General features: G+C 71.7%; 30 protein-coding genes, 2 pseudogenes and 1 riboswitch. Of the genes and pseudogenes, 5 read left to right on the top strand and 27 right to left on the bottom strand.

Features of this window, described 5'->3' with window-relative positions:
* The first annotated feature begins 26 nt into the window (after positions 1-26).
* Positions 27-713 (top strand): pyridoxamine 5'-phosphate oxidase family protein, encoded by a 687-nt coding sequence (locus LL648_RS31655; protein ID WP_232666457.1) that lies wholly within the window; start codon positions 27-29, stop codon positions 711-713.
* Here the strand turns inward: LL648_RS31655 and zwf are convergent.
* The 4 genes from zwf to LL648_RS31635 form a co-directional block, all read right to left on the bottom strand.
* A complete protein-coding gene (zwf, locus tag LL648_RS31650) occupies positions 652-2160 on the bottom strand; it encodes a glucose-6-phosphate dehydrogenase (RefSeq protein ID WP_232666456.1) in 1509 nt (502 codons plus the stop codon). The two genes, LL648_RS31655 and zwf, sit on opposite strands and share 62 nt — an antisense overlap.
* A 93-nt stretch (positions 2161-2253) precedes the next feature.
* Positions 2254-2409, bottom strand: a complete 156-nt coding sequence (locus tag LL648_RS31645; RefSeq protein WP_232666455.1) for a hypothetical protein — start codon at positions 2407-2409, stop codon at positions 2254-2256.
* A 116-nt stretch (positions 2410-2525) separates the two neighbouring features.
* A complete protein-coding gene (locus tag LL648_RS31640) occupies positions 2526-2681 on the bottom strand; it encodes a hypothetical protein (protein WP_232666454.1) in 156 nt (51 codons plus the stop codon).
* Positions 2682-2725: 44 nt separating this feature from the next.
* A complete protein-coding gene (locus LL648_RS31635; protein ID WP_232666453.1) occupies positions 2726-2881 on the bottom strand; it encodes a gallidermin family lantibiotic in 156 nt (51 codons plus the stop codon).
* Between the two features lie 39 nt (positions 2882-2920).
* On the opposite strand from LL648_RS31635, the gene LL648_RS31630 reads away from it, so the two are divergent.
* Complete coding sequence (locus tag LL648_RS31630) at positions 2921-5935, top strand: lantibiotic dehydratase (RefSeq protein ID WP_232666452.1); 3015 nt, start codon at positions 2921-2923, stop codon at positions 5933-5935.
* Positions 5936-6003: 68 nt separating this feature from the next.
* Here the strand turns inward: LL648_RS31630 and LL648_RS31625 are convergent, their stop codons facing one another.
* Positions 6004-6693 carry a type 1 glutamine amidotransferase domain-containing protein gene (locus tag LL648_RS31625; RefSeq protein WP_232666451.1) on the bottom strand — a complete coding sequence of 230 codons (690 nt, stop codon included), beginning with the start codon at positions 6691-6693 and terminating at the stop codon, positions 6004-6006.
* A 51-nt stretch (positions 6694-6744) separates the two neighbouring features.
* Between LL648_RS31625 and LL648_RS31620 the strand changes: the two genes are divergently transcribed.
* The gene (locus LL648_RS31620) at positions 6745-7656 is read left to right on the top strand and encodes a LysR family transcriptional regulator (RefSeq protein WP_232666450.1); all 912 of its coding nucleotides are present in this window, start codon (positions 6745-6747) and stop codon (positions 7654-7656) included.
* A 10-nt stretch (positions 7657-7666) separates the two neighbouring features.
* On the opposite strand, the gene LL648_RS31615 is transcribed toward LL648_RS31620, so the two are convergent.
* From LL648_RS31615 to LL648_RS31595, 5 genes are all read right to left on the bottom strand, one after another.
* Entirely contained in the window at positions 7667-8107 is a 441-nt protein-coding gene (locus LL648_RS31615) for a hypothetical protein (protein WP_232666449.1), read from the bottom strand.
* An 84-nt stretch (positions 8108-8191) separates the two neighbouring features.
* A complete protein-coding gene (locus tag LL648_RS31610; RefSeq protein ID WP_232666448.1) occupies positions 8192-8440 on the bottom strand; it encodes a hypothetical protein in 249 nt (82 codons plus the stop codon).
* A gap of 55 nt (positions 8441-8495) precedes the next feature.
* On the bottom strand, positions 8496-8699 hold the full coding sequence (locus tag LL648_RS31605) for a hypothetical protein (RefSeq protein WP_232666447.1): 204 nt from the start codon (positions 8697-8699) through the stop codon (positions 8496-8498).
* Between the two features lie 98 nt (positions 8700-8797).
* Complete coding sequence (locus LL648_RS31600; protein ID WP_232666446.1) at positions 8798-9979, bottom strand: FAD-dependent oxidoreductase; 1182 nt, start codon at positions 9977-9979, stop codon at positions 8798-8800.
* Complete coding sequence (locus LL648_RS31595) at positions 9976-10566, bottom strand: PadR family transcriptional regulator (protein ID WP_232666445.1); 591 nt, start codon at positions 10564-10566, stop codon at positions 9976-9978. Before LL648_RS31595 ends, LL648_RS31600 begins: the two co-directional genes overlap by 4 nt.
* 89 nt (positions 10567-10655) lie before the next feature.
* Here LL648_RS31595 and LL648_RS31590 point away from each other — a divergent pair, with 89 nt between their 5' ends.
* The gene (locus LL648_RS31590) at positions 10656-11504 is read left to right on the top strand and encodes a bifunctional 5,10-methylenetetrahydrofolate dehydrogenase/5,10-methenyltetrahydrofolate cyclohydrolase (RefSeq protein WP_232666444.1); all 849 of its coding nucleotides are present in this window, start codon (positions 10656-10658) and stop codon (positions 11502-11504) included.
* A gap of 118 nt (positions 11505-11622) precedes the next feature.
* Here LL648_RS31590 and LL648_RS31585 read toward each other — a convergent pair whose 3' ends face one another.
* The 9 genes from LL648_RS31585 to LL648_RS31545 form a co-directional block, all read right to left on the bottom strand.
* Complete coding sequence (locus tag LL648_RS31585; RefSeq protein WP_255686943.1) at positions 11623-12222, bottom strand: methionine ABC transporter permease; 600 nt, start codon at positions 12220-12222, stop codon at positions 11623-11625.
* A gap of 56 nt (positions 12223-12278) precedes the next feature.
* Positions 12279-13310, bottom strand: coding sequence for a methionine ABC transporter ATP-binding protein (locus tag LL648_RS31580; protein ID WP_232666442.1), 1032 nt, complete (start codon positions 13308-13310; stop codon positions 12279-12281).
* Between the two features lie 2 nt (positions 13311-13312).
* On the bottom strand, positions 13313-14212 hold the full coding sequence (locus LL648_RS31575; RefSeq protein ID WP_232666441.1) for a MetQ/NlpA family ABC transporter substrate-binding protein: 900 nt from the start codon (positions 14210-14212) through the stop codon (positions 13313-13315).
* Positions 14213-14407: 195 nt separating this feature from the next.
* Positions 14408-14522, bottom strand: a riboswitch (SAM riboswitch).
* Between the two features lie 169 nt (positions 14523-14691).
* Positions 14692-15888 carry a D-mannonate dehydratase ManD gene (gene manD / locus LL648_RS31570; RefSeq protein ID WP_232666440.1) on the bottom strand — a complete coding sequence of 399 codons (1197 nt, stop codon included), beginning with the start codon at positions 15886-15888 and terminating at the stop codon, positions 14692-14694.
* 16 nt (positions 15889-15904) lie between these two features.
* Complete coding sequence (locus LL648_RS31565; protein ID WP_232666439.1) at positions 15905-16762, bottom strand: carbohydrate ABC transporter permease; 858 nt, start codon at positions 16760-16762, stop codon at positions 15905-15907.
* Complete coding sequence (locus tag LL648_RS31560) at positions 16759-17652, bottom strand: carbohydrate ABC transporter permease (protein ID WP_232666438.1); 894 nt, start codon at positions 17650-17652, stop codon at positions 16759-16761. The genes LL648_RS31565 and LL648_RS31560 overlap by 4 nt, the downstream gene beginning before the upstream one ends.
* The gene (locus LL648_RS31555; RefSeq protein WP_232666437.1) at positions 17652-18941 is read right to left on the bottom strand and encodes an ABC transporter substrate-binding protein; all 1290 of its coding nucleotides are present in this window, start codon (positions 18939-18941) and stop codon (positions 17652-17654) included. The genes LL648_RS31560 and LL648_RS31555 overlap by 1 nt, the downstream gene beginning before the upstream one ends.
* Positions 18942-19028: 87 nt before the next feature.
* Positions 19029-19790, bottom strand: coding sequence for a FadR/GntR family transcriptional regulator (locus LL648_RS31550; protein WP_232666436.1), 762 nt, complete (start codon positions 19788-19790; stop codon positions 19029-19031).
* A gap of 94 nt (positions 19791-19884) precedes the next feature.
* Positions 19885-20259 (bottom strand): nuclear transport factor 2 family protein, encoded by a 375-nt coding sequence (locus LL648_RS31545; RefSeq protein WP_232666435.1) that lies wholly within the window; start codon positions 20257-20259, stop codon positions 19885-19887.
* 182 nt (positions 20260-20441) lie between these two features.
* On the opposite strand from LL648_RS31545, the gene LL648_RS31540 reads away from it, so the two are divergent.
* The gene (locus LL648_RS31540; RefSeq protein WP_232666434.1) at positions 20442-21419 is read left to right on the top strand and encodes an RNA polymerase subunit sigma-70; all 978 of its coding nucleotides are present in this window, start codon (positions 20442-20444) and stop codon (positions 21417-21419) included.
* Here LL648_RS31540 and LL648_RS31535 read toward each other — a convergent pair.
* From LL648_RS31535 to LL648_RS31505, 8 genes and pseudogenes are all read right to left on the bottom strand, one after another.
* Positions 21355-22533, bottom strand: coding sequence for a Cmx/CmrA family chloramphenicol efflux MFS transporter (locus LL648_RS31535; RefSeq protein ID WP_232666433.1), 1179 nt, complete (start codon positions 22531-22533; stop codon positions 21355-21357). The genes LL648_RS31540 and LL648_RS31535 overlap by 65 nt on opposite strands.
* A gap of 314 nt (positions 22534-22847) precedes the next feature.
* Positions 22848-22988: pseudogene (locus tag LL648_RS31530) on the bottom strand (ArsR/SmtB family transcription factor); the annotation flags it as partial.
* Positions 22989-23278: 290 nt separating this feature from the next.
* A complete protein-coding gene (locus LL648_RS31525; RefSeq protein ID WP_232666432.1) occupies positions 23279-23476 on the bottom strand; it encodes a hypothetical protein in 198 nt (65 codons plus the stop codon).
* A gap of 110 nt (positions 23477-23586) precedes the next feature.
* Positions 23587-23715, bottom strand: coding sequence for a hypothetical protein (locus LL648_RS44450; protein ID WP_255686923.1), 129 nt, complete (start codon positions 23713-23715; stop codon positions 23587-23589).
* Positions 23716-23776: 61 nt separating this feature from the next.
* Entirely contained in the window at positions 23777-24136 is a 360-nt protein-coding gene (locus tag LL648_RS31520; RefSeq protein ID WP_232666431.1) for an ArsR/SmtB family transcription factor, read from the bottom strand.
* Between the two features lie 14 nt (positions 24137-24150).
* On the bottom strand, positions 24151-24585 hold the full coding sequence (locus tag LL648_RS31515; protein WP_232666430.1) for an SRPBCC domain-containing protein: 435 nt from the start codon (positions 24583-24585) through the stop codon (positions 24151-24153).
* A 71-nt stretch (positions 24586-24656) separates the two neighbouring features.
* A pseudogene (locus LL648_RS31510) lies at positions 24657-25342 on the bottom strand (response regulator transcription factor).
* The gene (locus LL648_RS31505; protein ID WP_232666429.1) at positions 25342-26586 is read right to left on the bottom strand and encodes a sensor histidine kinase; all 1245 of its coding nucleotides are present in this window, start codon (positions 26584-26586) and stop codon (positions 25342-25344) included. Before LL648_RS31505 ends, LL648_RS31510 begins: the two are co-directional and overlap by 1 nt.
* Positions 26587-26712 lie beyond the last annotated feature (126 nt).

The following is a 26712-nucleotide window of genomic DNA, read 5'->3' as shown; positions in this document are numbered from 1 at the left end:
GTCGGAACTGGTCGGTGCTGTTTGGGGTGACAGTGAGTCGATTCGGGCAGCTCGCCTTCACCCCGGCCGTGCGCCGCCAGCAGGAGGTGCACGGGAGCGCGCGGGCCTACGCCGCGCAGGCGGTGGGCGACGACGAGCCCGATCGCATGAGCCCCGACGACGCCGCGTTCATCAGCGCCCGCGACAGCTTCTACCTGGCGACGGTCACCGAGACGGGCTGGCCCTACATCCAGCACCGGGGCGGCCCGCCCGGATTCGTCCACGTGCTCGACGAGCAGACGCTCGCGTTCGCCGACGTCCGCGGCAACCGGCAGTACGTGACCACCGGCAACCTCGACACCGACGACCGCGTATCGCTCTTCTTCATGGACTACGCCCGTCAGGCCCGCCTCAAGGTGCTCGGGCACGCGGCCCACCACGACGTCGCGGACCTCGCGGCCGCGGATCCCGCCCTCCCCGAGCGGCTGCTGGACGTCCGCACCGACGGCAAGGTCGAGCAGATCATCGTCGTGCGCGTCGAGGCGCTGGCCTGGAACTGCCCGCAGCACATCCCGCAGAAGTTCACCGTGGCGGAGCTCAACCCGGTGATCGAGCGCCTGACCAGCCGGATCGCGCTCCTCGAACAGCAACTAGCGACTCAGGACGCTAGCGCTACTGCTTCTTCTCCCGCCACGAGCGCTCGAACGGCAGCCGCCACGCGTGGGGCGCGATGAGCTGGTGCACGGCGTTGGGCCCCCAACTGCCCGGCGGGTAGGGCTTGACCGGCGGCGGGTTGTCCAGCAGCGGCATCGACCGCTCCCAGAGGCTCTCGATGCCGTCGGCGGTGGTGAAGAGCGTGTGGTCGCCGCGCATCGCGTCGAGGATCAACCGCTCGTACGCCTCCAGCACGTCACCGGCGTGCTCGGTCTCCTGGGTCGAGAACTGCATGCTCAGCTTGTCGAGCTTCATGCCCGGCCCCGGCCGCTTCCCGTAGTAGGAGAGCGACACCTTCGACTCGTCGGCGAGGTCGAACGTCAGGTGGTCCGGCCCGGCCGAGCCGACGCCCGAATCGGGCGGGAACATCGTCCGCGGCGCCTCCTTGAACGCGATCGAGATGATCCGCTGGCCCTCGGCCATCCGCTTGCCGGTGCGCAGGTAGAACGGCACCCCCGCCCACCGCCAGTTGTCGAGCTGGACGTGCAGCGCGATGAACGTCTCGGTGTCCGAGTCGCGCGCGACGCCCTCCAGGTCGCGGTAGCCGCTGAACTGCCCGCGGATGACGTGCGACGGCAGCACCGGCAGCAGTGACCGGAAGACCTTGTTCTTCTCCTCGCTGATCGAGCGCGGCTCCAGCGCCGTCGGCGGCTCCATCGCGACGAACGCCATCACCTGGAACAGGTGCGTGACGACCATGTCCTTGTAGGCGCCGGTCGACTCGTAGAAGTCGGCGCGCCGGTCCAGTCCGAGCGTCTCGGGGACGTCGATCTGGATGTGGTCGATGAAGTTGCGGTTCCAGATCGGCTCGAACAGCCCGTTGGCGAAGCGCAGCGCGAGGACGTTCTGCGCGGCCTCCTTGCCGAGGAAGTGGTCGATCCGGAAGATCTGGCTCTCCTGGAACGTCTCGTGCACCTGCGCGTTGAGCGAGACCGCGCTGGCCAGGTCGGTGCCGAACGGCTTCTCCATGACCACGCGCGAGCGCTCGACGAGCTTCGCGTCGCGCAGCATCGAGATCACGTCGAGCGCGGCCTTCGGCGGCACGCTCAGGTAGTGCAGGCGGCGCACGTCCTCGCCGAGCTCCTCCTCGGCGGCCGCGACGGCGGCCGAGAGCGCCTCCGGGCCGGCGCCGCTCGGCACGTACCGCAGGGTCGCGGCGAACGCGTCCCACTGCTCGGCGGTCAGCTTGTGCTTGCCGTACTCCTCGACGGCCTGCCGCGCGAAGCGGCGGAACTCCTCGTCGTCGTGCTGCTCCAGCGACGACGCCACGACCTGCACCTGCGGAGCGAGCGCCGACGCCGCGAGGTGCGCGAGCCCCGGCAGGAGCTTGCGGCGGGCGAGGTCGCCGGTCGCGCCGAACAGGACGACGACGTGGGGGGCGATGGTCTCCGGCCCACTGCGGTACGGGGTCGCGCCAGGGGCCGGGTAGGCGACGGTCTGCGCCGGATAGTTCACCACGGACTGCATCGTTGCACTTGCGCGCCCGCGTGGATATGAACGATCGCGGAACGCGTCAGGGGCCGGGTGCCTGATTCAGGCACCCGGCCCCTGACGTCCGGTTCAGCCGGCGTCGATCGACCGGAACGACCGCGAGCCGCAACACGACGGGCTCGACAGGCAGCGGGTCTTCGACTCGGCGTCGATCTCCACGATCTCGTCGACGAGCTCGAGGTCGAGGTCGAACAGGTCGTCCACGGGCGCAGCTACTGGGCTCATGCCATCCCCCTATGACGTGGCGTCGGTGTACTGCCGGTGCCGTGCTGATATCGGCCGGCTCCCGCAGTACACCACGCACATCGACGGGTCGGCGCCCGGACGAACGGGTGAACGCGTCAGTCCGCGTCGATCGACCGGAACGACCGCGGACGGCAGCACGACGGCGTCGAGAAGCACCGCAGCTTCGAGTCCGCGTCCAGGTCCAGTACCTCCTCGACGAGCTCGACGTCGAGGTCGAACAGGTCTTCCGCGGGTGCGGCAACCGGGCTCATGGCATCCCCTTGATGTGTTGTCTGTGTCCGAGTCGGTGCGGGTCTCAGCTCATGTCGATCGACCGGAACGAGTGCGGACGGCAGCACGACGGCGTCGAGAAGCAGCGCAACTTCGTCTCGGCGTCCAGGTCGGAGGCCTCGTCGAGCAGCTCGACGTCGAGCTCGAACAGGTCTTCCACGGGTGCGGCGACCGGGCTCATGGCATCCCCCGTTGAGTGAGTCGGTGAGAGCAGTACATCATGCGGTCAGTCCGCGTACCAGACCTCCCGGACGGGTTCCTCGTCTGGCATGCTCGGCGGCCCATGGTCGAGATCGCTCCCCTCCGCGCCCAGCCCACCGCCACGTTGCGGATGTCGGCGCTGCCCGCCGCACGCACGCTGCCGACGCTCGCGGACGTCGACCCCGCCGATCCCGCGGCGCTGGCCGCGTACATCCGCGAGGTGGCGGGCGACCCGTCGTTCCGCGAGGCCGTCGCCGTCTCGAGCGCGTCGCTCACGCACACGCTCGACGCGCTCGACGCCGGCCGGCCCGTCACCGCGGCGAAGCTGCGCCGGGCCGCGCTGGCCGTCACGCGCTACGCGCTGCGGATGTCCACCCGCGCGACACCGTTCGGGCTGATGGCGGGGGTGGCGGCGGCGCAGTTCGGGGACGCGACCGCGGTGCGGCTCGGCGCCGAGCACCGCAAGGGCGTGCGGGCGGACGCCGGCTGGATCGCCGGTGTCGTGCGCGACCGGGTGCGCGATCCCGCGGTGCTGCGCGCGTTGCGGGTGGTGGTCACCAACCTCTGCACGGTCCGCGGCGATCGGCTCGTGCTGCGCTACGCGCCGGTGCTGGACGAGGCCGAGCAGGCCCCGCGGGAGGTCTCGGTCCGCCACACCCCGCTGGTCGCGGCGGTCTGCCGGGCAGCCCGCCGGCCGGTGGTGGTCGCGGAGCTGGTCGAGCGGATGTGCGAGGAGTTTCCCGGCGCCGCGCCGGAGGCCGTCGAGCGGCTGCTGTTGCAGCTCGTGGAGCGGCAGATCCTGCTCACCGAGCTCGACCCGCCGCCGAGCGCGGCCGACCCCGTCGAGCACCTGCTGGGGCACGTCCCCGGCGATCCCGAGCTGGAACGGGCGCGCGTGGCCGTCGCCGAGTTCGCGGCCGCCCCACTGGGCAAGGGGCCGGCGGCGTGGCGCGTCGCCACTGGGGCGGACGGCCGGTTCGCGCCGCACGTAGACCTCGCGCTGGACGTCTCCGCCGTGGTGCACCGCGCCGTCGCCGAGGAGGTGGAACGGGCCGCGGAGACGCTCGTGCGGCTGACCCCCTCCGACACCGTCCCGCCGCACCTGTACCGCTACCACCTGGACTTCCTCATCCGCTACGGCGACAGCCAGCTCGTCCCGCTCGCGGAGCTGCTCGACCCGACGACCGGGCTGGACGCTCCCGCCGGCTACCGCGTGCCGCGCACCACCCGCGAGGCGCAGACCGATCCGCGCACGCGCCGCAGCGCCGAGCGCGACCGGCTGCGTGGCGCGCTCGCCCAGCAGGCCATCCTCGACGGCACGGGTGAGGTGGTGCTCGACGACGTGCTGCTCGACCGGCTGGCGATCGACGACGACGTCGCGCCGCAGGCCGCCGAGTTCGGCGTCGAGGTCGTCGCCGAGTCGGCCGCGGCGATCGACCGGGGCGACTTCGGGGTCGTCTTCTGGTCGACGTTGATGACATTGGAGGCGGGGGCGCTCTCCGGCCGGTTCGCCTACCTGCTCGGCGCGCCGCCGCCCGAGCAGTTCGCCGGCGCGGTGGCGGCGCAGCTGGAGTACACCCCCGCGCTGGCGCGCTCGGCGAACCTGTCGCGGATGCCGCGGATGTTGCCGCACACGCTGCCGGTCGGGATCTTCGCCGACCCCGCCGACCCCGGCGTGATCACGATGGACGACCTGTACGTCGGGGGTACCGCTCGCAGATTGTTCCTGTGGTCGAAGCGGCTGGGTGCCGAAGTGGTGCCCTCGATGCTGCACATGCTCGATCCGCGCACGCAGGCGCCGAACGTCGTGCGGTTCCTCGTCGACATCGCCGGGACGCGGCACCGCGGGATGCGCCCGTGGGACTGGGGCCCGGCCGGCGACCCGCTGCCGTACCTGCCGCGGGTGCGCCGCGGCCGCAGCACGATCTGGCCGGCGTCGTGGCGGCTCGACCGGGCGCTCGCTGCGCCCGCGCTGCCGGTCGAGGAGTGGACCGAGCGGTTCGTGGCGTGGCGCGAGCTGTGGCGGGTGCCGCGGCACGTCCTGCTGGCCGTCGCCGACAGCAGGGTCGCGCTCGACCTGGACGCTCCGATGCACCGCGCGCTGATGCGCCACGAGATCGAGCGGCGGTCGGAGACGTTCGTCATGGAGTGCCCGTCGGGCGCGGCGGGCACCGGCTGGTTGGCGGGGCACGCGCACGAGCTGGTGGTGACGCTGCGGTCGCGGCCCGCCGCGCCGGTGACCACGGCGCCGACCGCACCCCGGCAGCGCACCAGGCACTACCCGGGAGGGGAGTGGACCTACGCGAAGCTGTACGCGCCCGAGGACCTGCACCGCAGGCTGATCGCGCACAGCCTCGACGTGCTGCGCGCGCAGCTGCCGGAGTCGGTCGACCGGTGGTTCTTCATCCGCTACGCCGACCCGCTCCCGCACCTGCGCATCCGGCTGCACGCCCCGGCCGCGGACGTGCTGCCGCTGCTGCACGAGTGGGCGGGGGAGCTGTGCGAGGCCGACATGGCCCAGCGGCTCGCCCTCGACACCTACGAGCCGGAGCTCTCCCGCTACGGCGGGCGGGCGGTGATGGAGGCGGCCGAACGCGCGTTCCAGGCCGACAGCGAGGCGGTGATCGCGCAGCTGCGCCTGGCGCCGGCGATGCCGAGCGAGCTGCTCGTCGCGGCCAACGTCGCCGACATCGCATCCCGATTCGGCAACCCGCAGTGGCGGGAGTGGCTGCTGCGGATGGTGCCGAAGGACGAGAACCACGCCGCGTTCCGCGCGCTGCGGGCCGAGGCGGTGGCGCTGATCGCCGACGGCGCCGTCGACCCGCGGATCGCCGCCATCTGGGACGCGCGCGCCGGCGCCGTCCGGGCCTACGGCGACGCCGTGCGCGCCGCCGGGGCGCAGCCGGCGCTCAACAGCCTGATGCACATGCACCAGATCCGGCTGGCCGGGATCTCACCGGCTGCCGAGGCCCGCGCACACGCGATCGCCCGCGGCGCCGTGGAGGTGGCGCTGAACCGGGAACGCCATACGTAGCGGTGCGAGATGAGCCGCAGCGTCGTCAGAGCAACGCTGCCGCCCATCTCGCGAGGCGCACGTCGGGGCTAGATCGCGGCGACCAGCGCCGCGGCCAGGTCCGTCGACGACGCCGGGTTCTGCCCGGTGTACAGGTTGCGGTCGACGACGACGTGCGGCGCGAACGGGTCGCCTGCTTCGTAGCGGGCGCCGAGGGCGACCAGCCGGTCCTCCAGCAGCCACGGCGCCTTGTCGGCCAGCCCGGCCAGCTTCTCCTCGGCGTTGCTGAACGCCGTCATCCGGTAGCCCGCGAACGGTGAGGCGCCGTCGGTCTCCGTCGCCAGCATCGCGGCCGGTGCGTGGCAGAGCAGGCCCAGGGGCGCGCCCGACGCGAGTGTCGTCGCGAGGACCCGGGCCGAGTCGGGGTCGACCGCGAGGTCCTGCATCGGGCCGTGGCCCCCGGGGTAGAAGACCACGGCGAAGTCGGCCGGGTCCACGTCGTGCAGCACGACCGGGTTGCGCAGCGCCTCCGCTGACTCCAGGACGGCTGCCACCGCTGCCGCCGCATCGGCGCCGCCGTTCGCCTCGGGGGCGAGGCTCGACCGGTCGACGATCGGGACGACTCCGCCGGGCGTTGCCACGACGACCTCGTGACCGGCGGCGACGAACGCGCTGTACGGCGCCGCGAACTCCTCGGCCCAGAATCCGGTGGGGTGCTCGGTGCCGTCGGTGAGGGTCCAACGGTCGGCGGACGTCATGACGAAGAGGATCTGTGCCATGTAGACGACGGTAGGCCCCGGACCCATCAGTTGACCAATAGAGTTCGCCATGTGAGCCATAGTCTGACTGATGGGTCGATCGATCTGGGATTGTTCCGCACGTTCCTGGCGGTGCACCGCTCCGGCTCGTTCACGTCGGCCGCGCGGCTGCTGGGGCTATCCCAGCCGGCCGTCACCGGGCAGATGCGTGCGTTGGAGCGACAGCTCGACCGGCAGCTGTTCGAACGCCTGCCGCGCGGCATCGCCTCGACGCCGGTCGCCGACGCGCTGGCCGCCGAGGTGGCGGGCCCGCTCGACGCGCTTGCGGCCGTCGCCGCGCGCGGCCGGCCGGCGGTCGCGCACGAGCCCGTCCACCTCGGCGGACCGGCGGAGTGGATCTCGCTACGGGTGCTGCCGGCGCTGGCTCCGCTCGTGGCGCGCGGCGTGCGGCTGCGGGTGACCACGGGTCTGGCCGACGACCTGCTCGACCGGCTGCGCGCAGGCTCGGTCGACCTCGTGTTCTCCAGCATCCGCCCGCGTGGCCGCAGCGTCGTCGCCACCCCGGTGATGGACGAGGAGTTCGTGCTGGTCGCAGCGCCGGCATGGGCCGAGCGCATCGGCCCGTTCGACGCCGAGCAGCCGGGTGCGCTGCGCGACGTCCCGCTGCTCACCTACGCGGAGGACCTGCCCATCGCGCGGCGGTACTGGCGCCACGTCTTCGGTGCCCGCCTGACGGCCCGGGCCGCCGTCGTCGTCCAGGACCTGCGCGGGTTGCTCTCGGCGACGGCCGCCGGGGCCGGGATCACCGTGCTGCCGACCTACCTGTGCGGGACCGAGCTCGCGTCCGGCGCGCTGGTCCGGCTGCTCGACCCGGCTGATCCGCCGATCAACACCGGGTACCTCGCGGAGCGGGCCGGTGCGCGGGGCAGCGCGCAGCTGGCCGAGGTGCGCGACCAGGTGCTGCGCGCCGCGCGCGACTGGTGACCGCTCCCGCTCAGCCCTCGGCGATCCGGATCGTCCGGCTCGGCCTGGCCTGCACCGCGTCGACGCACCGCTCGCCGCGGACGACGGTGTCGGCCCGGTCGGCCGGGCGTGCCGCCACGACGTGGTCGCGGCCGACCACGATCCAGCCCCGCTCGGCGATCACGCGGCGGGCGACCACGATCCGGCCGCGATCGTCGACCCGCCACCCCGTGCGGGCGATGACGCGGCCATTGTCGTCGACGACCCACCCGGGTGTCGCGGCATGCCGTTCGCCGTCGACCCGGTGGCGCTCCTCGACCTGGACGCTGCCGGCGTCGGAGCGTTCGACGACCCGCTCGGCGCCGGCTCGGCCGTCGGGCGGCTCCGGGGTGGAGGCGGCGGCGAAACCGGTGAGCCCGAGCGTGGAGCTCGCGGCGATCACCGTGGCCGTGACGAGGGTGCGGACGCGCATCGGTACTCCCCACAGTGGACGACTAGTGGGGACGAGGGTGCCGCGCACGTGCTGAACCCAGCCTGAAGATCGCTGAAGACCCGGTCAGCTCGTGCTGCAGACCAGCGCGGCGTAGAACTGGTGGGGGTTCGGGTCGGCGGAGCGCACGACGACGTCCCACGCGCTGAACGTCGCCGGCGAGGACTCCACGGCGGCCATGGCGAGGGTGTCGGTGAGGTACCCGCCACCGAAGGGCCGCGACCCGGCAGGGCAGGACACCGGTGCGTCGCCGATGCCGCCCGGCTGCACGAGCACGCGGTTCGAGAAGACCTGTGTCCAGTCGGCCAGGCGCACGCACAGTGCGACGGGGGTGATCCTCGCGGTGCCGGGCCGACCTTCCGCACGACGTTCATCCAGCTGACCCCGGGCTCGCGGGGGGCGGCAGCGACTGCGAGCCGGTGACGTCGGGCCCGTCGGTCCGCCATCCGCCGCTCACGGCCTTGCGACCGCCCGGGCACGAGGCCGTGGAGATCGTGGGCTGGTCCTGCCGCACGACGACCGGTGTGCCCTCGGCGACCTGGTGGTCGGGCAGGCCGCCGCTCTGGCACATCACGTAGGCGTCGAACCATCCCTCGAGGTGGTCGGGGTTGTAGACCTGGACCTCCCACCCGTCACCCGCCGGGGTCGGCGCCGACGCACTGATCGGGCGCCTCAGACGGTCACCGGGCTGTCGAAGTCGATCTGGTGCGTGTGCAGCCAGCCGAACATCCGCTCGGGTGTCATGACCGTCTTCAGTGCGACCGGCATCATGAGGTCGCGGACGATCCTCGCGACCGGCCCGGCCGCCTTGCCGCTGTTGACCCGCGCTGCGGCTGCGATCACCTTCTCCACCCGCGCCCGCCGCGCCGACTCGTACGCGGCGAAGGCGCCTTCGACGGTCGGGACGTCCCGCAGCGCCCTGGCCAGCTCCAACGCGCTCTCGACGGCCTGCGAGGCGCCCTGGCCCGAGCTGGGGGAGGTCGGGTGGGCGGCGTCACCGACGAGCACCACCCGCCCCCGGTGCCACACGCGGACGGTGGGGATGTCTTCGAGCGGCCCCGGCTGCGCGACGTCCGCGGGTTGCAGCAGCGCGACGATGTCGCGGGCCGGCACGTCGTCGGCGTGGCGTTCGTGGAGCACGGAGAGCCAGTGCTCGGGCGAGCGGCTGAGCGCCTCGTCGGGGCTCGCCGCGGGCACGTTCGAGAACCACAGGATGTCGTCGTCGGCGATCGAGTAGCCGAAGAACGCGCGCTTCCCGAACGCGAAGTGCTGCGCGCCGCCGCTGTTGGGCAGCCCGGGGTTCGCGATCCAGCCGCCGAGCCCGAGCAACCCGGTGAACCGGGGTGCCGGTGCGGCGGGATCGAGCTCGCCGCGGACGGCGGAGCGGATGCCGTCGGCGCCGATGAGGACGTCGCCGGTGGCGGCGGTGCCGTCGGCGAACCGGGCGGTGACGGTGTCGGCATCCTGATCGAACCCCACCAAGCGCTTCCCGAACTCGACGGGGATCTCGCGGCGCAGCGTCTCGTCGAGCAGCGCCCGGTAGAGCCGCGAGCGGTGCAGCAGCAGTGTCGTCGGCAGCCCCGGCAGATCGGTGAAGCGGGCCAGCTCACGGCCGGTGTGGTTCTGCATCACCATGTGCGGGCGCGGTTCGCCGATGGCGGCGACGACGTCGTCGGCGCCGATCCGGCGCAGCGCGTTGCGGCCGTTCGGGGCGAGGGTGAGCGCGCCGCCGATGCCGTCGGCCGCACCCGCGTGGCTCTCGTAGACGGTGGCGCGGATACCGGCGCGCTGCAGCGCCATCGCGGTGACCGGGCCGGCGATGCCGCCCCCGATGACGAGTGCGTGCTCGATCATTGCTGTCCTCCGAAGGTTTCCTGCCACGCCTGCCGGTAGTCGTCGCCGGCCAGCGCGGTGCTCAGCTGTGCGACGTAGTCGCGTTCCGCCCGGGTGCGGGCGATCCGGTACTCCTCCTCGACGAGGTGCCACCAGTCGAGCCCGCCCGCGCGGGCCCCGGCGACGGTGGAATCGATCTCCGCGATGGTTGCGTCGAGGGTGGCGAGGCGCGTCGCGAGCAGCTCGCGCACCTCGTCGGGCGGCAGCACCGTCAGCAGCGAGAGGGCCACCCCGAACTGCGGGTACTCGACGGCCGGCTCGGCGACGATCTCGCGCATCCAGTCGTTCAGCTCGGCGCGGCCGGTCGACGTGATCGAGTAGACGGTCCGCTCCGGTCGCGCGGTGTCGCGCAACGTCTCCTGCTCGGTGACGAACCCGGCCTTCGCGAGCTGCCCCACCACCATGTACAGCGAGCTGCGGGTGAACTTGATGTCCCGGTCCTTGCCGTACTCGACGAACTGGCGCGCCATCTCGTACGGGTGCATCGGGCGGAGCAGCAGCGCGGCCAGCACCGCGAGCGCGAGGGGGTTCCCCACTGCACGTTTCACGAACGACTCCCTTGGTCGAGATCGACCATACGGCCATGAATAGTCGATGTCGACTATATGTTGTCGCGAGCGGCGGGCATGATCACCCCATGGATCGTGGGACGCGGGAACTGTCCGGGCGCGAGGCGGCCGCCACGCTGCGTGCCAAGGTCGCCGAGCGGGCCGCCGCACTCGCGGCCGCCGGCACCGTCGCGCGGCTGGCCGTGGTGGTGGCCACCGACGACGGCGGCAGCCGGTGGTACGTCCGCTCGATCGGGAAGGCGGCCGCCGCGGTCGGGGTCGACTGCGTCGTGCACGACCTCGGCGTCGACGCCACTTCGACGGACCTGGGCGCGCGGTTGGCCGAGCTGAGCGCCGACCCCGCGGTGCACGGGATCATCCTGCAGACCCCGCTCCCCGCCGGGGTCGACGCGGCGGAGCTGGCCGGCCGGATCCCGCCGGCGAAGGACGTCGACGGCGCCAACCCGGAGAGCCTCGGCCGGCTCGCGGCAGGGCTGCCCGCGTTCGCGCCGGCCACCGCCGAGGCGGTGCTGCGGCTGCTGGACCACCACAGCGTCGAGCTGGAGGGCCGCGAGGTGGTTGTGGTCGGCCGCTCGACCGTCGTGGGCAAGCCGGTCGCGCTGCTCCTGCTCGCCCGCAACGCGACGGTCACCGTCTGCCACTCCCGCACGCGTGACCTCGCCGCCGTCACCCGCCGGGCCGACGTGCTCGTCGCCGCGGTCGGGCGGGCCGGGATGATCGGCGCGGAGCACGTGGCGCCGGGTGCCGTCGTCGTGGACGTCGGCACCAACGCCACCGACGACGGCGGCCTGGTCGGGGACGTCGACGCGACCGCCGTCGCAGGTCGGGCATCGGCGCTGACACCGGTGCCGGGCGGCGTAGGCGCGGTCACGACCGCGCTGCTGCTGGCACATACGGTGGACGCCGCGGCGAGCTGATCCGGCGCTGTGCCCGCTCGCGCAGCTCAGCCGGGAGCAGGGGAGGGCAGGAAAGCCACTTTCCTGCCCTGTGAGGGCCGGAAAGTGGCTTTCCTGCCCACGTGTGCGGTCCCGGGGATCAGCGACGCAGCGCCTTGCGCGCCAGCCAGTTCCCGACCAGCTGCGCCACCTGCACCACGGCGATGATGATCACGACCGTGACCAGCGTGACGGGCCAGTTGAACTGCTGGTAGCCGTAGGTGATGGCGAAGTCGCCGAGGCCGCCGCCGCCGACGTACCCGGCCATCGCCGACATGTCGACCACGCCGATGAAGATGAACGTGTAGCCGAGCACGAGCGGGCCGAGCGCCTCCGGGATGAGGACGCTCCACACGATCCGGAAGCGGCTCGCGCCCATCGCGCGCGCCGCCTCGATCACGCCGGGGTCGACGGAGACGAGGTTCTGCTCGACGATCCGCCCGATCACGAACGTCGCCATCGCCGACATCGGGAACAGCACCGACTGCGTCCCGATCGTCGTGCCCATGACGAGCAGCGTGAGCGGCCCGACCGCGGTGATGAAGATGATGAACGGGATCGGTCGCACGATGTTGACCAGCACGTTCAGCAGGTGGAACGCCGGCGCGTTCTGGAAGAGCCCGCCCCGCCTGCTGGTGTAGAGCGCCACCCCGAGCAGCAGGCCGAGCACCCCGGCGATCAGCATCGTCCAGAAGACCATGTAGACGGTCTGCTGGAACGACAGCCACAGCACCGGCGTCAGCTTGTCCCACTCGTTCACGCCGCGCTCAGCTCCTCGACATCGGTGTGCTGCGCCAGCTCGCGGATCAGCGCGTCGATCGCCGGGTCGCTGCCGGTCAGCTCGAACGTGATGCTGCCGAACGGCTTGTCCGCGAGCTCCCTGATCCCGCCGTAGACGACGGTGCTGCGCACGTCGTGCCCGGCGAGCACGTCGGACAGGGCGCTGCGCGCACCCGGTTCGGCGCGCACCGCGACGGTCACGAGGCGCCCGCTGAAGTGCTCGCGCAGCCGCGCGACGGTCTCGGCCGACGGCCGGTCCTTCAGCACGCTGTTCACGAACCGGCGGGTCGCCTGCTCGCGGGGGTCGGCGAACACGTCGTACACCGGTCCGTGCTCGATCACCTTGCCCTGCTCCATCACCACGACCGTGTCGCAGATGGAACTGACCACCTCCATCTCGTGCGTGATCACGACGATGGTGGTGCCCAGCTCGCGGTTGATCCGCCGCAGCAACGCGAGCACGTCGGCCGTGGTCTCCGGGTCGAGCGCGCTGGTGGCCTCGTCGGCCAGCAGGATGCGGGGTGACGTGGCCAGCGCCCGCGCGATCCCGACCCGCTGCTTCTGACCGCCGGAGAGCTGGTTGGGGAACTGCCGGGCCTTCTCGCTGATCCCGACGAACTCCAGCAGCTCGGCCACCCGCTGCTTGCGCTTCTCCTTGCTCCAGCCAGCGATGCGCAGCGGGTAGCCGACGTTGCCGGCCACCGTGCGCGACGCGAACAGGTTGAACTGCTGGAAGATCATCCCGACCTCGCCGCGGAGGGCACGCAGCTCGCGCTCGCCCAGCGTGCCGGTCACCCGGTCGCCGACGGTCACCGTGCCCGACGTCGGCAGCTCCAGCGCGTTGATCATCCGGACGAGCGTGCTCTTGCCCGCCCCCGAGTACCCGATGACACCGGTGATCGCGCCGTCCTCGATGTCGAGGTCGACGGTGTCGACCGCGCGCACCGCGGACCCGCGGCTGGCGGGGAACTCCTTCGTCGCCGCGGAGAAGCGGATCACCGGTGCCATGATCAGGAGCCCGATGCCTTCAGCGCGTCCTGGATGACGACCGTGCTGGACTGCAGGTCGGCGGCGTCGTTGTCCTTGAAGACACCACCGTCGCCGAGGTCCTTGCGGGCCGCCGCGAGCACCTCGGGGTCGTGGTAGATCTCGACCAGCTTGCGGTAGGTCGGGTTGTCCTTGTCGGCGGCGCGCGAGACGAACGTGTTGATGTAGGGCTTCGAGGAGTCGCTGTTCGGGTCGTCCTTGAAGATCACCTTGTCGGGCCCGAGGTTCGCCGCCGTCGCATAGTTGTTGTTGACGATCGCGGCGTCGACGCTGGCGAGGTTCGCCGCGGTCTGCGCCGCGTCGACCGGGACGACGGTGACCTTCGACGCGGCCGTGTCGATCTCGTTGGGCGTGGAGAGCGACGTGCCGCCGCCCTTGAGCGTGATCAGCTTGGCCGCCTGCAGCACCAGCAGCGCACGGGCCTGGTTGGTCGGGTCGTTCGGGATCACGACCTGCCCGCCCTGCGGGATCGCGTCGACCGACGTGTGCTTGGTCGAGTAGAGCGGCAGCGGGTAGACCGCGGTCGCGCCGATCGGCACCAGCGTGTCGTTGTTCTTCACGTTGTAGTTCGCGAGGTACTGCAGGTGCTGGAACTGGTTGAGCTGCAGCTGGCCCTGCGACAGCGCCGGGTTGGGCTGGTTGTAGTCGGTGAAGTTGACCAGCTCCACCGTGATGCCGGCGGCCTTCGCCTTCTCCTTGTAGACCGTCCAGTAGTTCTCGGTGCCGTCGGCGACACCGATCTTGACGACGGTCCCGGCGGCGCCGTCACCGCCGCCGGCCGGGGTCGAGCCCGGCGCGGCGCACGCGACAGCGAGCAGGAGGGCGGGCAGCAGTGCGAGCAGTGATCTCATGCGGGTGCGCATGGCGGAGCATCCTTTCGCCGCGCCGGCACCTGTGGGTGCGAGCAGCGCGGAACCTGTGGTCGAGAACGAGCGAAAGAGTGAGGGAACGGCCCGGTCGCGGGTCAGCGACAGCGGGTCGAGGTGCAGCCGCGCATCTGGTCGATGTGGCGGCGCCAGGCGGCCAACAGCGGACGCATGTCGACGGTCTCCCGAAAGGTCGAGCGCTTGCAGGTGGCGGAAATGACACCTGCCCGGTCGTCACCCGGAGCACCCCACCGCACGCGAGGGTTGCCAATCAGCCAGCCGGGGCTTGTCGCTGATGTTCGTGACCGTTGGTGACGACGCTAAGCGGGGGACTCACACAGGGTCAAGGCAAAAGGATGTGAAATGCACCAACTGTCCGTCCGTGCTGTTCGTCTGCGCACCCAACTTCCCCACCGTTTTGCCAACCTGCAGAGGCCGGAGGGCGTGCAAGTTGGCAAAACGGTGGGGAAGTTCGGTCACCAGTCGTGGACGGTGCCGTCCAGCAGCCGGTTGACCGGGAGGTAGGAGCGCTCGTACGGGTGTGCGGCCGCGGCCTGCTCGTCGAGCTCGACGCCGATGCCGGGGGTGTCGCCGGGGTGCAGGTGCCCGTCGACGAACGTGAACGCGCGCCGGAACACCTCGTCGGTCCGGTCGGTGTACCCGGCGTACTCCTGGATGCCGAAGTTGTGGATCGCCATGTCGAGGTGGATCGCCGCGGCCATGCCGACGGGGGAGATGTCCTCCGGTCCGTGGATCGCGCTGCGGATCTGGTACGGCGCGGCGAGGTCGAAGAGCTTCTTCAGGGGTGTGACCCCGCCGAAGTGCGTCACCGCCGAGCGGACGAAGTCGATCAGCTGCTCGGTGACGAGCGTCTGGTAGTCGAAGACGGTGTTGAACACCTCGCCGATCGCGAGCGGTGTCGTCGTGTGGCGGCGGACCAGCCGCAGACCCTCCTGGTTCTCCGCCGGCGTGCAGTCCTCCAGCCAGAACAGGTCGTAGGGCTCCAGTTCCTTGCCCAGGCGGGCGGCCTGCTGCGGGGTGAGGCGGTGGTGCGCGTCGTGCAGCAGCGGCAGGTCCGGGCCGAACTCGGCGCGCACCGCCTCGAACACCCGCGGCAGGTGCCGCAGGTACGCCGCCGTGTCCCAGTCCTCGACGGCGGGCAGGCCGGGATCGACCGCCGGGCTACCGCTGACCCCGTACACCCGGCGCAGCCCCGGCACCCCGGTCTGCACGCGGATGGCGGGGTAGCCCTGCTCGATCCGCGCGCGGACGGCGTCGAACAGCTCCGGGAGCGAGCCGCCGCTCGCGTGCCCGTAGGTGCGGACGCGCTCGCGGCTCGCGCCACCGAGCAGCTGGTAGAGCGGCAGACTCGCGACCTTGGCCTTGATGTCCCACAGCGCGACGTCGACCGCCGCGATCGCGGCCATCGTCACCGGCCCTCGCCGCCAGTACGCACCCCGGTACAGCGACTGCCAGGTGTCCTCGATGCGGTGCGGGTCGGTCCCGATCAGCAGCGGAACGACGTGGTCGCGCAGGTAGGAGGCGACGGCCAGCTCGCGGCCGTTCAGCGTGGCATCGCCGAGGCCGCTCACCCCGTCGTCGGTCTCGATCTTCAGCGTGACGAAGTTGCGTCCCGGGCTCGTCACGACGACCGTCGCGTCGACGATCTTCATTGCGGGTGCGGTCCTTTCAGCCTTTTGTGGCGCCGGCGGTCAGGCCGGCCACGATGTGCTTCTGCGCGAGGAGCGCCACGACGACGACGGGCACCGTCATGAGCGCGGAGGCCGCCATCAGGCCGCCCCAGTCGGTGCTCGCGTAGGAGATGAAGGAGAACAGCGCGACGGGCACGGTCTCGGTGTTCTCGTCGGCGAGCACCAGTGCGAACATGAAGTTGTTCCAGCTGGCGACGAACGCCAGCACCGCCGCCGTCGCGGTGCCCGGGGCGGCCAGCGGCAGCGCGATGCGCAGGAACGCGCCGAACGCGGAGAGCCCGTCGACGCGCGCCGCCTCCTCCAGCTCGACCGGCAGCCCCTCGAAGAAGCTGATCATGATCCAGAGGATCAGCGGGACCGAGACGAACATGTGGCTGAGCACCAGCACCGTGTAGCTGCCGACCAGCCCGGCCTGCGCGAACAGGTAGTACCACGGCACGAGCAGCGAGATCGCCGGCACGATCCGGGCGACCAGCACGAGCGAGCCGGTGCTGCGCATCCCGAACCGTCCGACGGCCCACGCCGCCGGCACCGCGAGCACGGCCGAGAGCACGGTGGAGACCACGCCGACGAGCAGTGAGTTGCCCATCGCCGGCAGGATCGCGCCGTCGGCGAGCACGTTCGCGAAGTTCTCCAGCGTCGGCGGGAAGACGAGCCCGACCGTCGGGTCGGTGACCTGCACGTTCGTCTTGAACGCTGCGGCGAACATCCAGACGACCGGCAGCGCGAACACCAGCGTCACCACCGTGATGGCGACGCCGCGCAGCCACGACCAGCCGCCGCGCCGCCTGCGTGTGACGGGAACGGCTCGGTCGAGCACAGCGGCCGTACTCATGCGGCGCCCCTTCCGGCGTAGCGGCGCAGCACCAGCACCACCCCGATGATGAAGAGCGTGAAGAGCACCAGCACGGCCGAGGCCAGCGCGTACTCCTGGTAGTCGAACGTGAGGCCGTAGGCGAGCACGTTGAGCGTCTCGGCCTCGAAGGCCGAGCCGCCGCCGGGGCCCTTCGTCGCGTAGAGGATGTCGAACGTCTTCAACGCGTCGACCGAGCGCAGCACAAGTGCGGTCGCGATCGTCGGGCCGAGCATCGGCAGCACGACGTGGCGGAAGCGCTGCCATGCGTTGGCGCCGTCGACCGTCGCGGCCTCCTCCGGCTCCTCCGGGAGCGTCGAGAGTCCGGCGAGGAGCAGGAGCGTCATCATCGGCGTCCACTGCCAGACGTCGATCACCATCAGGGTCGGCAGCGACTGCGACACCGAGCCGAGGAACTCCAGCGGTGCGATCCCGACGCTCTTGAGCAGCTGGTTCGCGATGCCGTTCGTGGGGTCGAGGATCAGCAGCCACAGGATGCCGATCGCCACCGGCGTCGCGAGCAGCGGCACGATCAGCACCGTGCGGACCCAGCGGATCCCGCGGAACGCCCTGCGCATGAGCATCGCGAGCGCGAGCCCCAGCACGGTCTCCAGCACCACTGCGCCGACGGTGAAGTAGACGGTGCGCCACACCGCCGGCCAGAACCGGCGGCCGTCGGAGAGCGCGTCGCCGTAGTTCTGCAGTCCGACGTGCTCCGCGCCGGCGTTGACCGCGCCGAACGCGTCGGTGAGGCTCAGGTCGATCGTGAACAGCAGCGGGAAGACGATCATCAGGCCGACGAAGGCCAGCGCGGGGGCCAGCATCATCCAGCGCAGCCGCCGGTGCGACCGGTCGACGGAATGCGACTGCATCAGATCCCCTGGTGGCGGTTGTCGCGGACGAGGAAGTCGGTCAGTTCGGCGTCGGCATCGCGGGCGACCGGCGGCACGTCCTGGCCGAGGATCCCTGCGACGAGCGGGCGGCCGATGATGTCGCGCGCCCGTCCGACTTGCAGGACCTTCGGCCGGTCGTGCCCCACCCCGTTCTCGGCGTTGACCCGCATCGACGCCGCGAGCTCCGCGGGGAACGTCGCGAGCGACTTGTCGTCGGCCCAGACCGACGTGCGCGCGCCGGGGATGCCGGCCGCCTGGATCTTCTCGACGGTCTCGCGGCTCGACGCCCAGCGCACGAACTGCCAGGCGTCGTCCTGCAGTCGGGAGAAGCGGTTGATCCCCACGCTCCACGACGGGATGTTGTACGGGCGCGACCCGGCCGGCCCGGCGGGGAACGGCGCAAATCCGACGGTGTCCTGCACGATCGAGACCTTCGGGTCGAGGAAGTTCGAGTAGATCGCGTCGGCGTCGACGTAGAACGCGGCCTTGGCCTGCGCGAAGATCGGCATCGCCTGCTCGAGGCTCATGTTGGTCGCGCCGGGCGGGCCGGCCTTCCCCAGCAGCTCGCCGTAGTACTGGTATGCGGCGATCGCCTCCGGGGAGCCGATCCGGGAGCGGCCGTCGGTGACGAAGTCGCCGCCGAGCGAGTACAGGAAGCTCGACCACTGCGTCACCGCGCCGCTGCGCTGGCCGCGCCCGACGAACCCGAAGAAGCCCTTTTGGCGATCGGTGAGCTGCAGTGCCCGCTCGCGCAGCTCGTCGAGCGTCGACGGCGGCGGCCCGAGGTCCTTGCGGTAGTAGAGGACCGACCGCTCGGTCACCACCGGGACGCTGAGCACCTTTCCGGCGACGGTCGACGCCTCACGCGGCGCCGGCTGGACGTCGTCCCACGCGAAGTCCGGGTCGCCCTGGATGCGCGGGGTGAGGTCGGCGAGCCAGCCGTTGTGCGCGAACAGCCCCTGCTCCTGCAGCGCCCTGACCATCATCACGTCGATGTCGGTCGCCGAGGCGTTGAGCTTGACGTTGTACGAGCTGGCCAGCTGGTCGGCGGTGAGCATGGACACCGAGACCTTCCTCCCGATCCGCTCTTCGAACTCGGGGAGGAGCTTGCGGATCGCCTGCGTCCAGACGTGGTTGACCGCCAGCATCCGCAGCGGCGTGTCCCGCGTGACCGGCGGCGTCGAGCACGCGCCGAGCGCCGAGCCGAGCGCGGCGGTGCCGGCGGTCGCGGCGACGAGCGTGCCGAACCTGCGACGGCTGAACCTCATGCCGGTACCTCTCATCGTCGGTGAGGACTGGCCCAACTGGTAGTACCAGTTAGCGGCGGAACGCTAACACGGCGTTGCGGGCAGCGCCTAGGGCTGGGGGTCGGTCCTGTGCAGGAGGGACTCGATGTGGCGGGCCGCCATGACGTCGACGCTGATGTCCAGGTCGGGGCCGTAGGTGCGGCGCGCGAGCGCGAGGTGCTCGTACATGCAGTGCCGGGCCCGATGGACGTCGCGGGCCTCGATCGCCTCGAGGATCTCGGGGTGGTGCGGCACGCCGGGCTCAGCGATGGACGGGTCGGAGTTGGAGCGCAGCATGACCTCGAACATCATCCCGCTGATCGAGGAGAGCATCACCCGCAGCACCGGGTTGCCGCTGGCCACCGCGATGGCCTCGTGGAAGTCGAGGTCGGCCTGCGCCTTCGCGACGAAGTCGGTGGCGTGGAGCATCCGGTCGTTCGCCGCCCGGATCGTGGCCAGCTCCGCGTGGGTGGCGCGCTCCGACGCCAGCCCGACCGTCTCCACCTCGATCGCGATCCGCGCCTCCATGACCTGGCGAACGCTGGGCCGGCTCGCGCGGTAGAGCGCGTCGTAGCCGCGAGCGTCCGTCGTCGAGCTGTCGGTGACGAACGAACCGCGGCCGGGTGCCACCTCGATCAGGTGCTGGGCCTCCAGTCGGCGCAGCGCCTCCCGCAGCACGTTTCGGCTCGCGCCGAACTGGGCGGCGAGCTCCCGTTCCGAGGGCAGCTTCGAGCCCACCGGGAGCTTCCCGGAGAGGATGTCGCTGCGCAGCTGCCGCGAGATGCTCTCGGTCAGCAGCCCGCGCTGGGGCGGCGGAAGCGGGTCGGACACGCGCCGGACGGTACCTGAGAGGAAACTCCTCGCGACTCAGGTCGGCGAGTCGGGCCCGACTCGCGCACCGGCCGGGCCCGACTCGCCCGCCGGATCAGCCCGACTCGCGCGCGGCGCGTGCCGCGTCGAACGGCGCGCGGTCGAACACGATCCGCATATGTGTGATCGTGCCGTCGACGACGGTCACGTGCTCGCAGCCCGGCGCGCTGGCCACGGGCACGGTTGCCGTGTCGTACATGACGAGCGCGGTCTGCTCGTCGCCGAACGCGGCCAGCATGGTCGCGGACCGGACGATCTGCGAGAACGGGCCCATGAACGAGCGGAACGCGGCTGCCCCCTCGATGCGGCCCGCCGGGGCGTCGCACACGATGTCCGGCGCGATGTAGGTCATCGCCTTCTCGAAGTCGGCGCCCGTCCAGGCGCGGTGGTAGGCGAGCGCGGTGTCGAGCGCGGGGCTCGTCGTGGTCATGGGGACTCCTCGGTCGGTGACGTCCACGTCGATGCGGACGTCGGTGCAGACACCACCGCACCGCTCGACGGAACGGTCCCGGCCAAGTTCCCCACCGTTTTGGGCACTTGCGCGCGAAAACGGCGCGCATCCACCCAAAACGGTAGGGAAGTTCGGGTGGGGTGGCGTGCGAGGATGCGGCGGTGACGCAGGGCGCACCCGGCCGAGCCCGCGCCGCCGACGAGCGGGCGTTCCGCGAGCTCACCGAGCCGCACCGGCGGGGGCTGCTGGTGCACTGCTACCGGATGCTCGGCTCGCTGACCGATGCCGAGGACGTCCTGCAGGAGACGATGCTCGCCGCGTGGCGCGGCCTCGACGGTTTCGAGGGCCGCTCGTCGGTGCGCACCTGGCTCTACCGCATCGCCACCAACCGCTGTCTCAACGCGCTGCGTGACGCGGGCCGCCGCCGCCCGCCCGAACCGCGGCCGCCGTTCGAACCGCCGCCCCCGAGCCGCCGCAGCGACGTGACCTGGCTGCAGCCCATCCCGGACCACCTGCTCACCGATGTCGCCGAGCCCGCGCCGGGCCCGGAGGCCCGGTACGGCAGCCGCGAGAGCGTGGAGCTGGCGTTCGTCGCCGGGCTGCAACGCCTCCCGCCCCGCCAGGCCGCTGCGCTCGTGCTCTGCGACGTGCTGGGCTTCTCGCTGGCGGAGGCCGCCGACATGCTCGGCGGCGGCCCGACCGCGGTGAAGGGTGCGCTGCAACGGGCCCGCGCCGGCACGGCCGCGCGGCACGGCGAACCGCCTGCGCCGAGCTCTCCGGAGGAGAAGGCGCTGGTCCGCCGGTTCGCCGAGGCCTTCACCGCCGACGACGTGGACGGTGTTGTCGAGCTGCTCACCGACGACGGCTGGCTCGCGATGCCGCCCGCACCGCACGAGTACCACGGCCGAGCGGCCGTCGCGGCGTTCCTCACCGTCAGCATGGGGTGGAGCGGGCGGGGAGCGACCACGCTGCTCCCCACCCGCGCCAACACGCAGCCGGCGTTCGGCTGCTACCTCGGTGGCCGGCCGGCGGGGTTGATCGTCCTGACCCTGCGCGGCGACCGGATCGCGACGATCACCCGTTTCCTCGAAGCGGACTTCCCGCGTCTCGGGCTGCCCGCGACACCAGGTGCGCCGTGATCCCCGCCAGGAGGGCCGTGGCCATGAGGCCGGCGCCCACCACCGCCGGCGAGCGGTAACCGAACCCGGCCGCGATGGCGAGGCCGCCGGCGGTCGGCCCGAGCGTCGCCCCGACGTTGAACGACGCCGTCGCCGCGGCACCGGCCAGCGTCGGCGCCGCGGACCCCGCGTAGAGGATCTGCCCGATCAGCGTCGAGCCGACACCGAACGCGAGCGTCCCCAGCACGATCATCAGCACGAGCGCGGCGGCCGGGCTGCCGGCGGTCAGCGCCAGCACGAGCCACCCCGCGACCAGCGCCACCGCGCCGAGCGCGACCGTGGTCATGGCACGGCTGTCGGCGAGTCGCCCGCCGAGAGTGACGCCGACGAACGAGCCGACCCCGAACAGGCCAAGCGCGATCGGCACCCAACCGGGGCCGAGTCCGCTGACGTCGGTGATCAGCGGAGCCAGGTAGGTGTAACCGCTGAAGGTCGCGCCGTTGACCAGCGCGCCGAGCACCAGCAAGACGGCGAGGCGGCCGTCGAGCAGTGCCCGCAGCTCGTCGCGGATGCCGGGACCGGCCGGTCGGGCGCCGCCGGGCACCGACATGACGATCGCGGCGAGCGCCGGCAAAGAGACGATCGCGACCGCCCAGAAGACGGCCCGCCACCCCCACAGCTGACCGAGCGCAGCGCCGGCGGGCACGCCCGCGATGCAGGCGAGCGTAACCCCGCTCAGCATCACCGAGGCCACGCGCCCCTTGACGTGCGGCGCGACCATTGCGGTCGCCGTGGCCAGCCCGATCGCGAGGAACCCCGCGTAGCTCACCGCGGCGACGACGCGGGTCGCGAGCAGCACCGCGAAACTGCCCGTGATCGCGCCCACCACGTGCGCGAGCACGAACGCAGCGAGGAAGGTCAGCAACGCCGTCCGGCGCGGCCAGCGCAAGCTGAGCATCGCGACGAGCGGTGCGCCGACGACCATTCCGATGGCGAACGCCGAGGTGAGAAGCCCGGCGGTGGGGATGGACACGTGCATGTCGGTGGCGATGTCCGGCACGAGTCCGGACAGCATGAACTCCGACGTCCCTTGGGCGAAGACGGCCAGCCCGAGGACGTAGATGACAAAAGGCATGACAAGGCTCCAGAGCCACATCGAGGATCGACGAGGACGCGGCACACAAGAAGGCCGCGCGAAGACAGCCCGGACGTAGGTGGTCCGGGCCGAGCCCGTGCATCGGTGATCCGGTGGCGCGGCGGAAGAACGCCGCTAGGGCTGGCCACCGGACGACCGGTGGCTAACCTCTGGAAGCCTCGGGGCTGGACATGATCGCGAACCTAACACTGCACCCCGAAGTTCCCCACCGTTTTGCCAACCTGCAGACCCTGGAGGGCGTGCAAGTTGGCAAAACGGTGGGGAAGTTGGGTCAGGCGCCGCCTTGACGTTCCGTCGAGCGGGCCGTCCCAGTCGCGGGCCAGTGCGGCGAGGAACTGCTGGGCGACCTGCATGGGGGCCGACCGCAGCCGGTAACGGATGCGGCGCCGCTCACCCGGCTCGGCCGTCACCAGGTGCTTCGCGATCGCCTGCTGGGGAGGACCGGCTCCACAAGATCTTCTTCTGCGGGGCCGGCGCGCCGACTGCGGCGAGGCAGTTCTGGACCTGCTCGACCGGGTGGAACGGGAGCCGCTCCGGCACGTCCGCGATGAATGCGCTGTGGGAACGGGTCCGCGGCGGCTGGCTTCTGCGCTGCAGATGGTGCCGGACCGACAATTCGAACGAAGAAATGTGTGTGCGCAACCAATCGGGATCGCTGCGCGAGAAGGGACGCCAGTGGGATCGGATGATCATCCGATCCCACCGCGGGTGGTGAACGTCCTGCTCAGCAGCGCCCGACGACGGTGCAGTTGCCGCAGTACACCTGGCCGCCGAGGTTCTCGCACCACTGCTCGAGCCGCTCGGTGAGGATGCAATCGCAGTAGCGCCACCAGCCGCCCATGGGTGCCGCGGCGGACGCCGTGGCGCGCGGAATGAACAGTGCCAGAATGTGATCAGATGCCTTCTCGACGACGCGGATCAAGATTCCTCCCCGGAGGATCAGTCAGCTTATCGTCAGCGACGCTAGCATTTGTGGGAACTGCTTAACAAGGAGCAGGTGAACGGGGTCGGTGCGCGCTTCCGGTGAGGTCGTCAGATCGCCCGGGCGCCGCGGTACGTGCTGCCTTGGATCTCCTTGGTCGTCAACTCACCGAACCGGCGTTCGACCAGGTTGAGCCAGGAGCGGCGCTTGACCGCCGGTGTCTTGTGGGTGAACTCCACGGCGGGACCCTTGCGCGCCGAATCCGCGCGCAAGTGCCCAAAACGGTGGGGAACTTCGGGGTCAGGCGCGGCCCAGGCGTTCCTTGAGCGCGTCGAGCGGGCCGTCCCAGTCGCGGGCCAGCGCGGCGAGGAACTGCTGGGCGACCTGCATGGGGGCCGACCGCAGCCGGTAGCGGATGCGGCGCCGCTCACCCGGCTCGGCGGTCACCAGCCCTGCCTCGGACAGCAGCGCGAGGTGCTTCGCGATCGCCTGCCGGGTGATCGGCAGCCGATCGGCGAGGTCGGTCGCCGTCGCGGGGCCGCCGGACGCGAGGGTGGCCAGCAGCGTCCGCCGGCTGGGATCGGCGAGCGCGACGAAGACCTGCTCCGCGACGCACTCGATCTCCGGCTGGGTCCTCGGCTCCTGCATCGGCTCGGGCATCGGCTCGGGCATCGTCAGGCAACGGCGTTGACGTACGCGACGAGCTCGTCCAGCTCCCTCTGCCACCCGTCGACGTTGCCGCCGAACGCCTTGTCGTGCGCGTCGGCGGGGAGCTGGGCGAACCCGGTCTCGACGACGCTCAGCCGCGTGCCGGCGCCGGCGGGTTCGAGCGTGAACTCGACGTAGGTGCGTCGCGGGTCGTCGTCGGGCAGCCCGTAGATGTTCCAGGTGAACCCGAAGACGGTCGGCTCCTCGACGCGTTCCACGCGCATGCTGACGGTGGCGCCGTCCGGCCACGACATGCTGGCTGCCCCGCCGGGCCGCAGGTCGATCGTCGCGGTGTGGCCGAACCAGCTGGCCAGCCCGTCCGCCGTGGTGAGCGCGCTCCACACCTTGTCCGGCGTGTTCTCGATCTCGACGGTCCGCTCGATGCGGTCGGGGAATGCCATGGCGACCTCTGCACGAAGTAGTAGCAACTATGAGGTTGCGACCATAAGGCAACCAGCGAGTTGCGTCAAACTCAGCCTTCGGCCTCCCGGACGAGCAGTGCGATCTGCACCCGGTTGCCGACCGCGAGCTTCATGAACAGGCTGCTCGTGTGCGCCTTCACGGTCGCGACGCTGACGTGCAGCTTGCCGGCGATCTCGGCGTTGGACAAGCCTTCCGCGATCGCCCGCGCGGTGTCCAGCTCACGTTCGGTCAGCGGCGAGAGCCGGTGGCGAGCGGCGTCGCGCGACTTCCGACGCGCCTCGCTGACGTTCGCCCCGAGGCCGCGGCGACCACCCGCGACACGGCCGACGGCGAGAGCGACGGCGTGCCGGCGGCCACCGAGCGCACGGCGGTCAGCAACTGCGGCGGCGGCGTGTCCTTCAGCACGAACCCGAGCGCGCCGACGCGCAGCGCGCGCAGCACGGTCTCGTCGGAGTCGAACGTCGTCAGCACCAGCACCCGTGGCGGGTTCGGCTCGCCCAGGATCGTCTCGGTGGCGCTGAGCCCGTCGCGGCTGGGCATCCGGACGTCCATCAGCACGATGTCGGGCCGCGTCTCGCGCACGACGGCGATCGCGGCATCGCCGTCGCCGGCCTCGCCGACGACGACCATGTCGCGCTCGCCCTCGACGACGAGCCGCAGCGCGAACCGGACCAGCTGGTCGTCGTCGACGATCACGATCCGCACCGGGGCGCAAGCGGGGGTGGGGGTCGACATCAGGTGTCCGCCCCGGCGGGACGCGCGGGCCATGGCAGCCGCGCGGTGAGCGCGAAGCCGCCGCCCGCCGCAGGCCCGTGCAGCAGCTCGCCGCCGGTCAGTGCGACCCGCTCGGCGAGTCCGACCAGCCCGAACCCGGATTCCGGCGGTGGGCGGAACGCCTGCGACCCGCCGGAGTCGCGCACCGCGACGTGCAACCCCGTCCCGGCCGCGCCGTCGACCGTGACCCGCACCCGCGCTCCGGGGGCGTGCTTGCCCGCGTTGGTCAGGCCCTCCTGGACGATCCGGTAGGCCGTGCGCGCCATGAGATCGGGCGGCTCGCCCGCAGATCCGTCCAGTGCAAATCCGTGCACTGCGGACCCTTCCAGTGTCACGTCCAACCCGATCGCCCTCGCGTCGGCGACGAGCGCGGGGACACCGGCGAGCGACGGCTGCGGCGGTTCGGGATCCTCGGGGTTGGCCCGCAGCACCCCGAGCACGTCACGGAGCTCCTCGAGGGCCTGGTGGGCGCCGTCGGCAACCCCACGGGCGAGCGCCGAGACCTGCTCTGCCGGGAGGTCGTGGCGATAGCCGAGCACCCCGGCCTGCATGGCGACCAGCGAGACCCGGTGCGCGAGCACGTCGTGCATCTCGCGCGCGATCCGGTGCCGCTCGGTGATCCGGGCCTCGGTCGCGCGCGCCGCCTGCTCCCGTTCCGCGATCTCGGCACGCTGGCGCAGCGACCGCAGCTCCTGCCTCCGGGCCCCGACCGCGAACCCGACCGCGACGGCGATTCCGATCACGAGCGTGGCGATCGCGATTGTCAGCCACAGCGGGGCCGGCCCGTCCCGCTGGGGGTAGAAGCCGGAGGCGGTCACGGCGGATACCAGGCAGGCCAGCGCGACGACGCCGGTCTCGACCGGGCGCCGGCGGGTGGCGAGCGAGCAGATGGCCAGCAGCGCCGCCCCACTGCCCAGCGTCGAGAACGTGGAGATGACCACCACCACGACCGCGATGCTGATCGGATAGCGCCGACGCCACGCAACCACGACGAGGCAGACGACGCCCACGATCGGGTCGCCGGTGATCAGCCAGTCGACGGCGTCCCCCGTTGTGCCCTCCGGCAGCTGCGCCGCGGTCGACAGCCAGCTCACGGCGCCGATCGCGGCGGCCGCCAGCAGCCGCCAGCCCTGCTGCCACGGACCGAGCCGCTCTGCGCCGGCCCCTGCGCTGCCCGCCCCTGCGCTGCCCGCCCGTGCGCTCACCGCGCCATCTTCCGGGATCGTCGCGTGCCGCGCATCCGACCGATGACGGATCCCGCGCCGACTTTGGTCGACCTCCGCGGAGGTCTGCGTGTCGCGCATCCCGCTGGTGGTTGCCGGTACCCCGAA

This window comes from Pseudonocardia sp. TRM90224 (assembly GCF_021245725.1).
Taxonomy (GTDB): Bacteria; Actinomycetota; Actinomycetes; order Mycobacteriales; family Pseudonocardiaceae; genus Pseudonocardia.
This window is presented reverse-complemented; position numbering and strand designations above follow the sequence as displayed.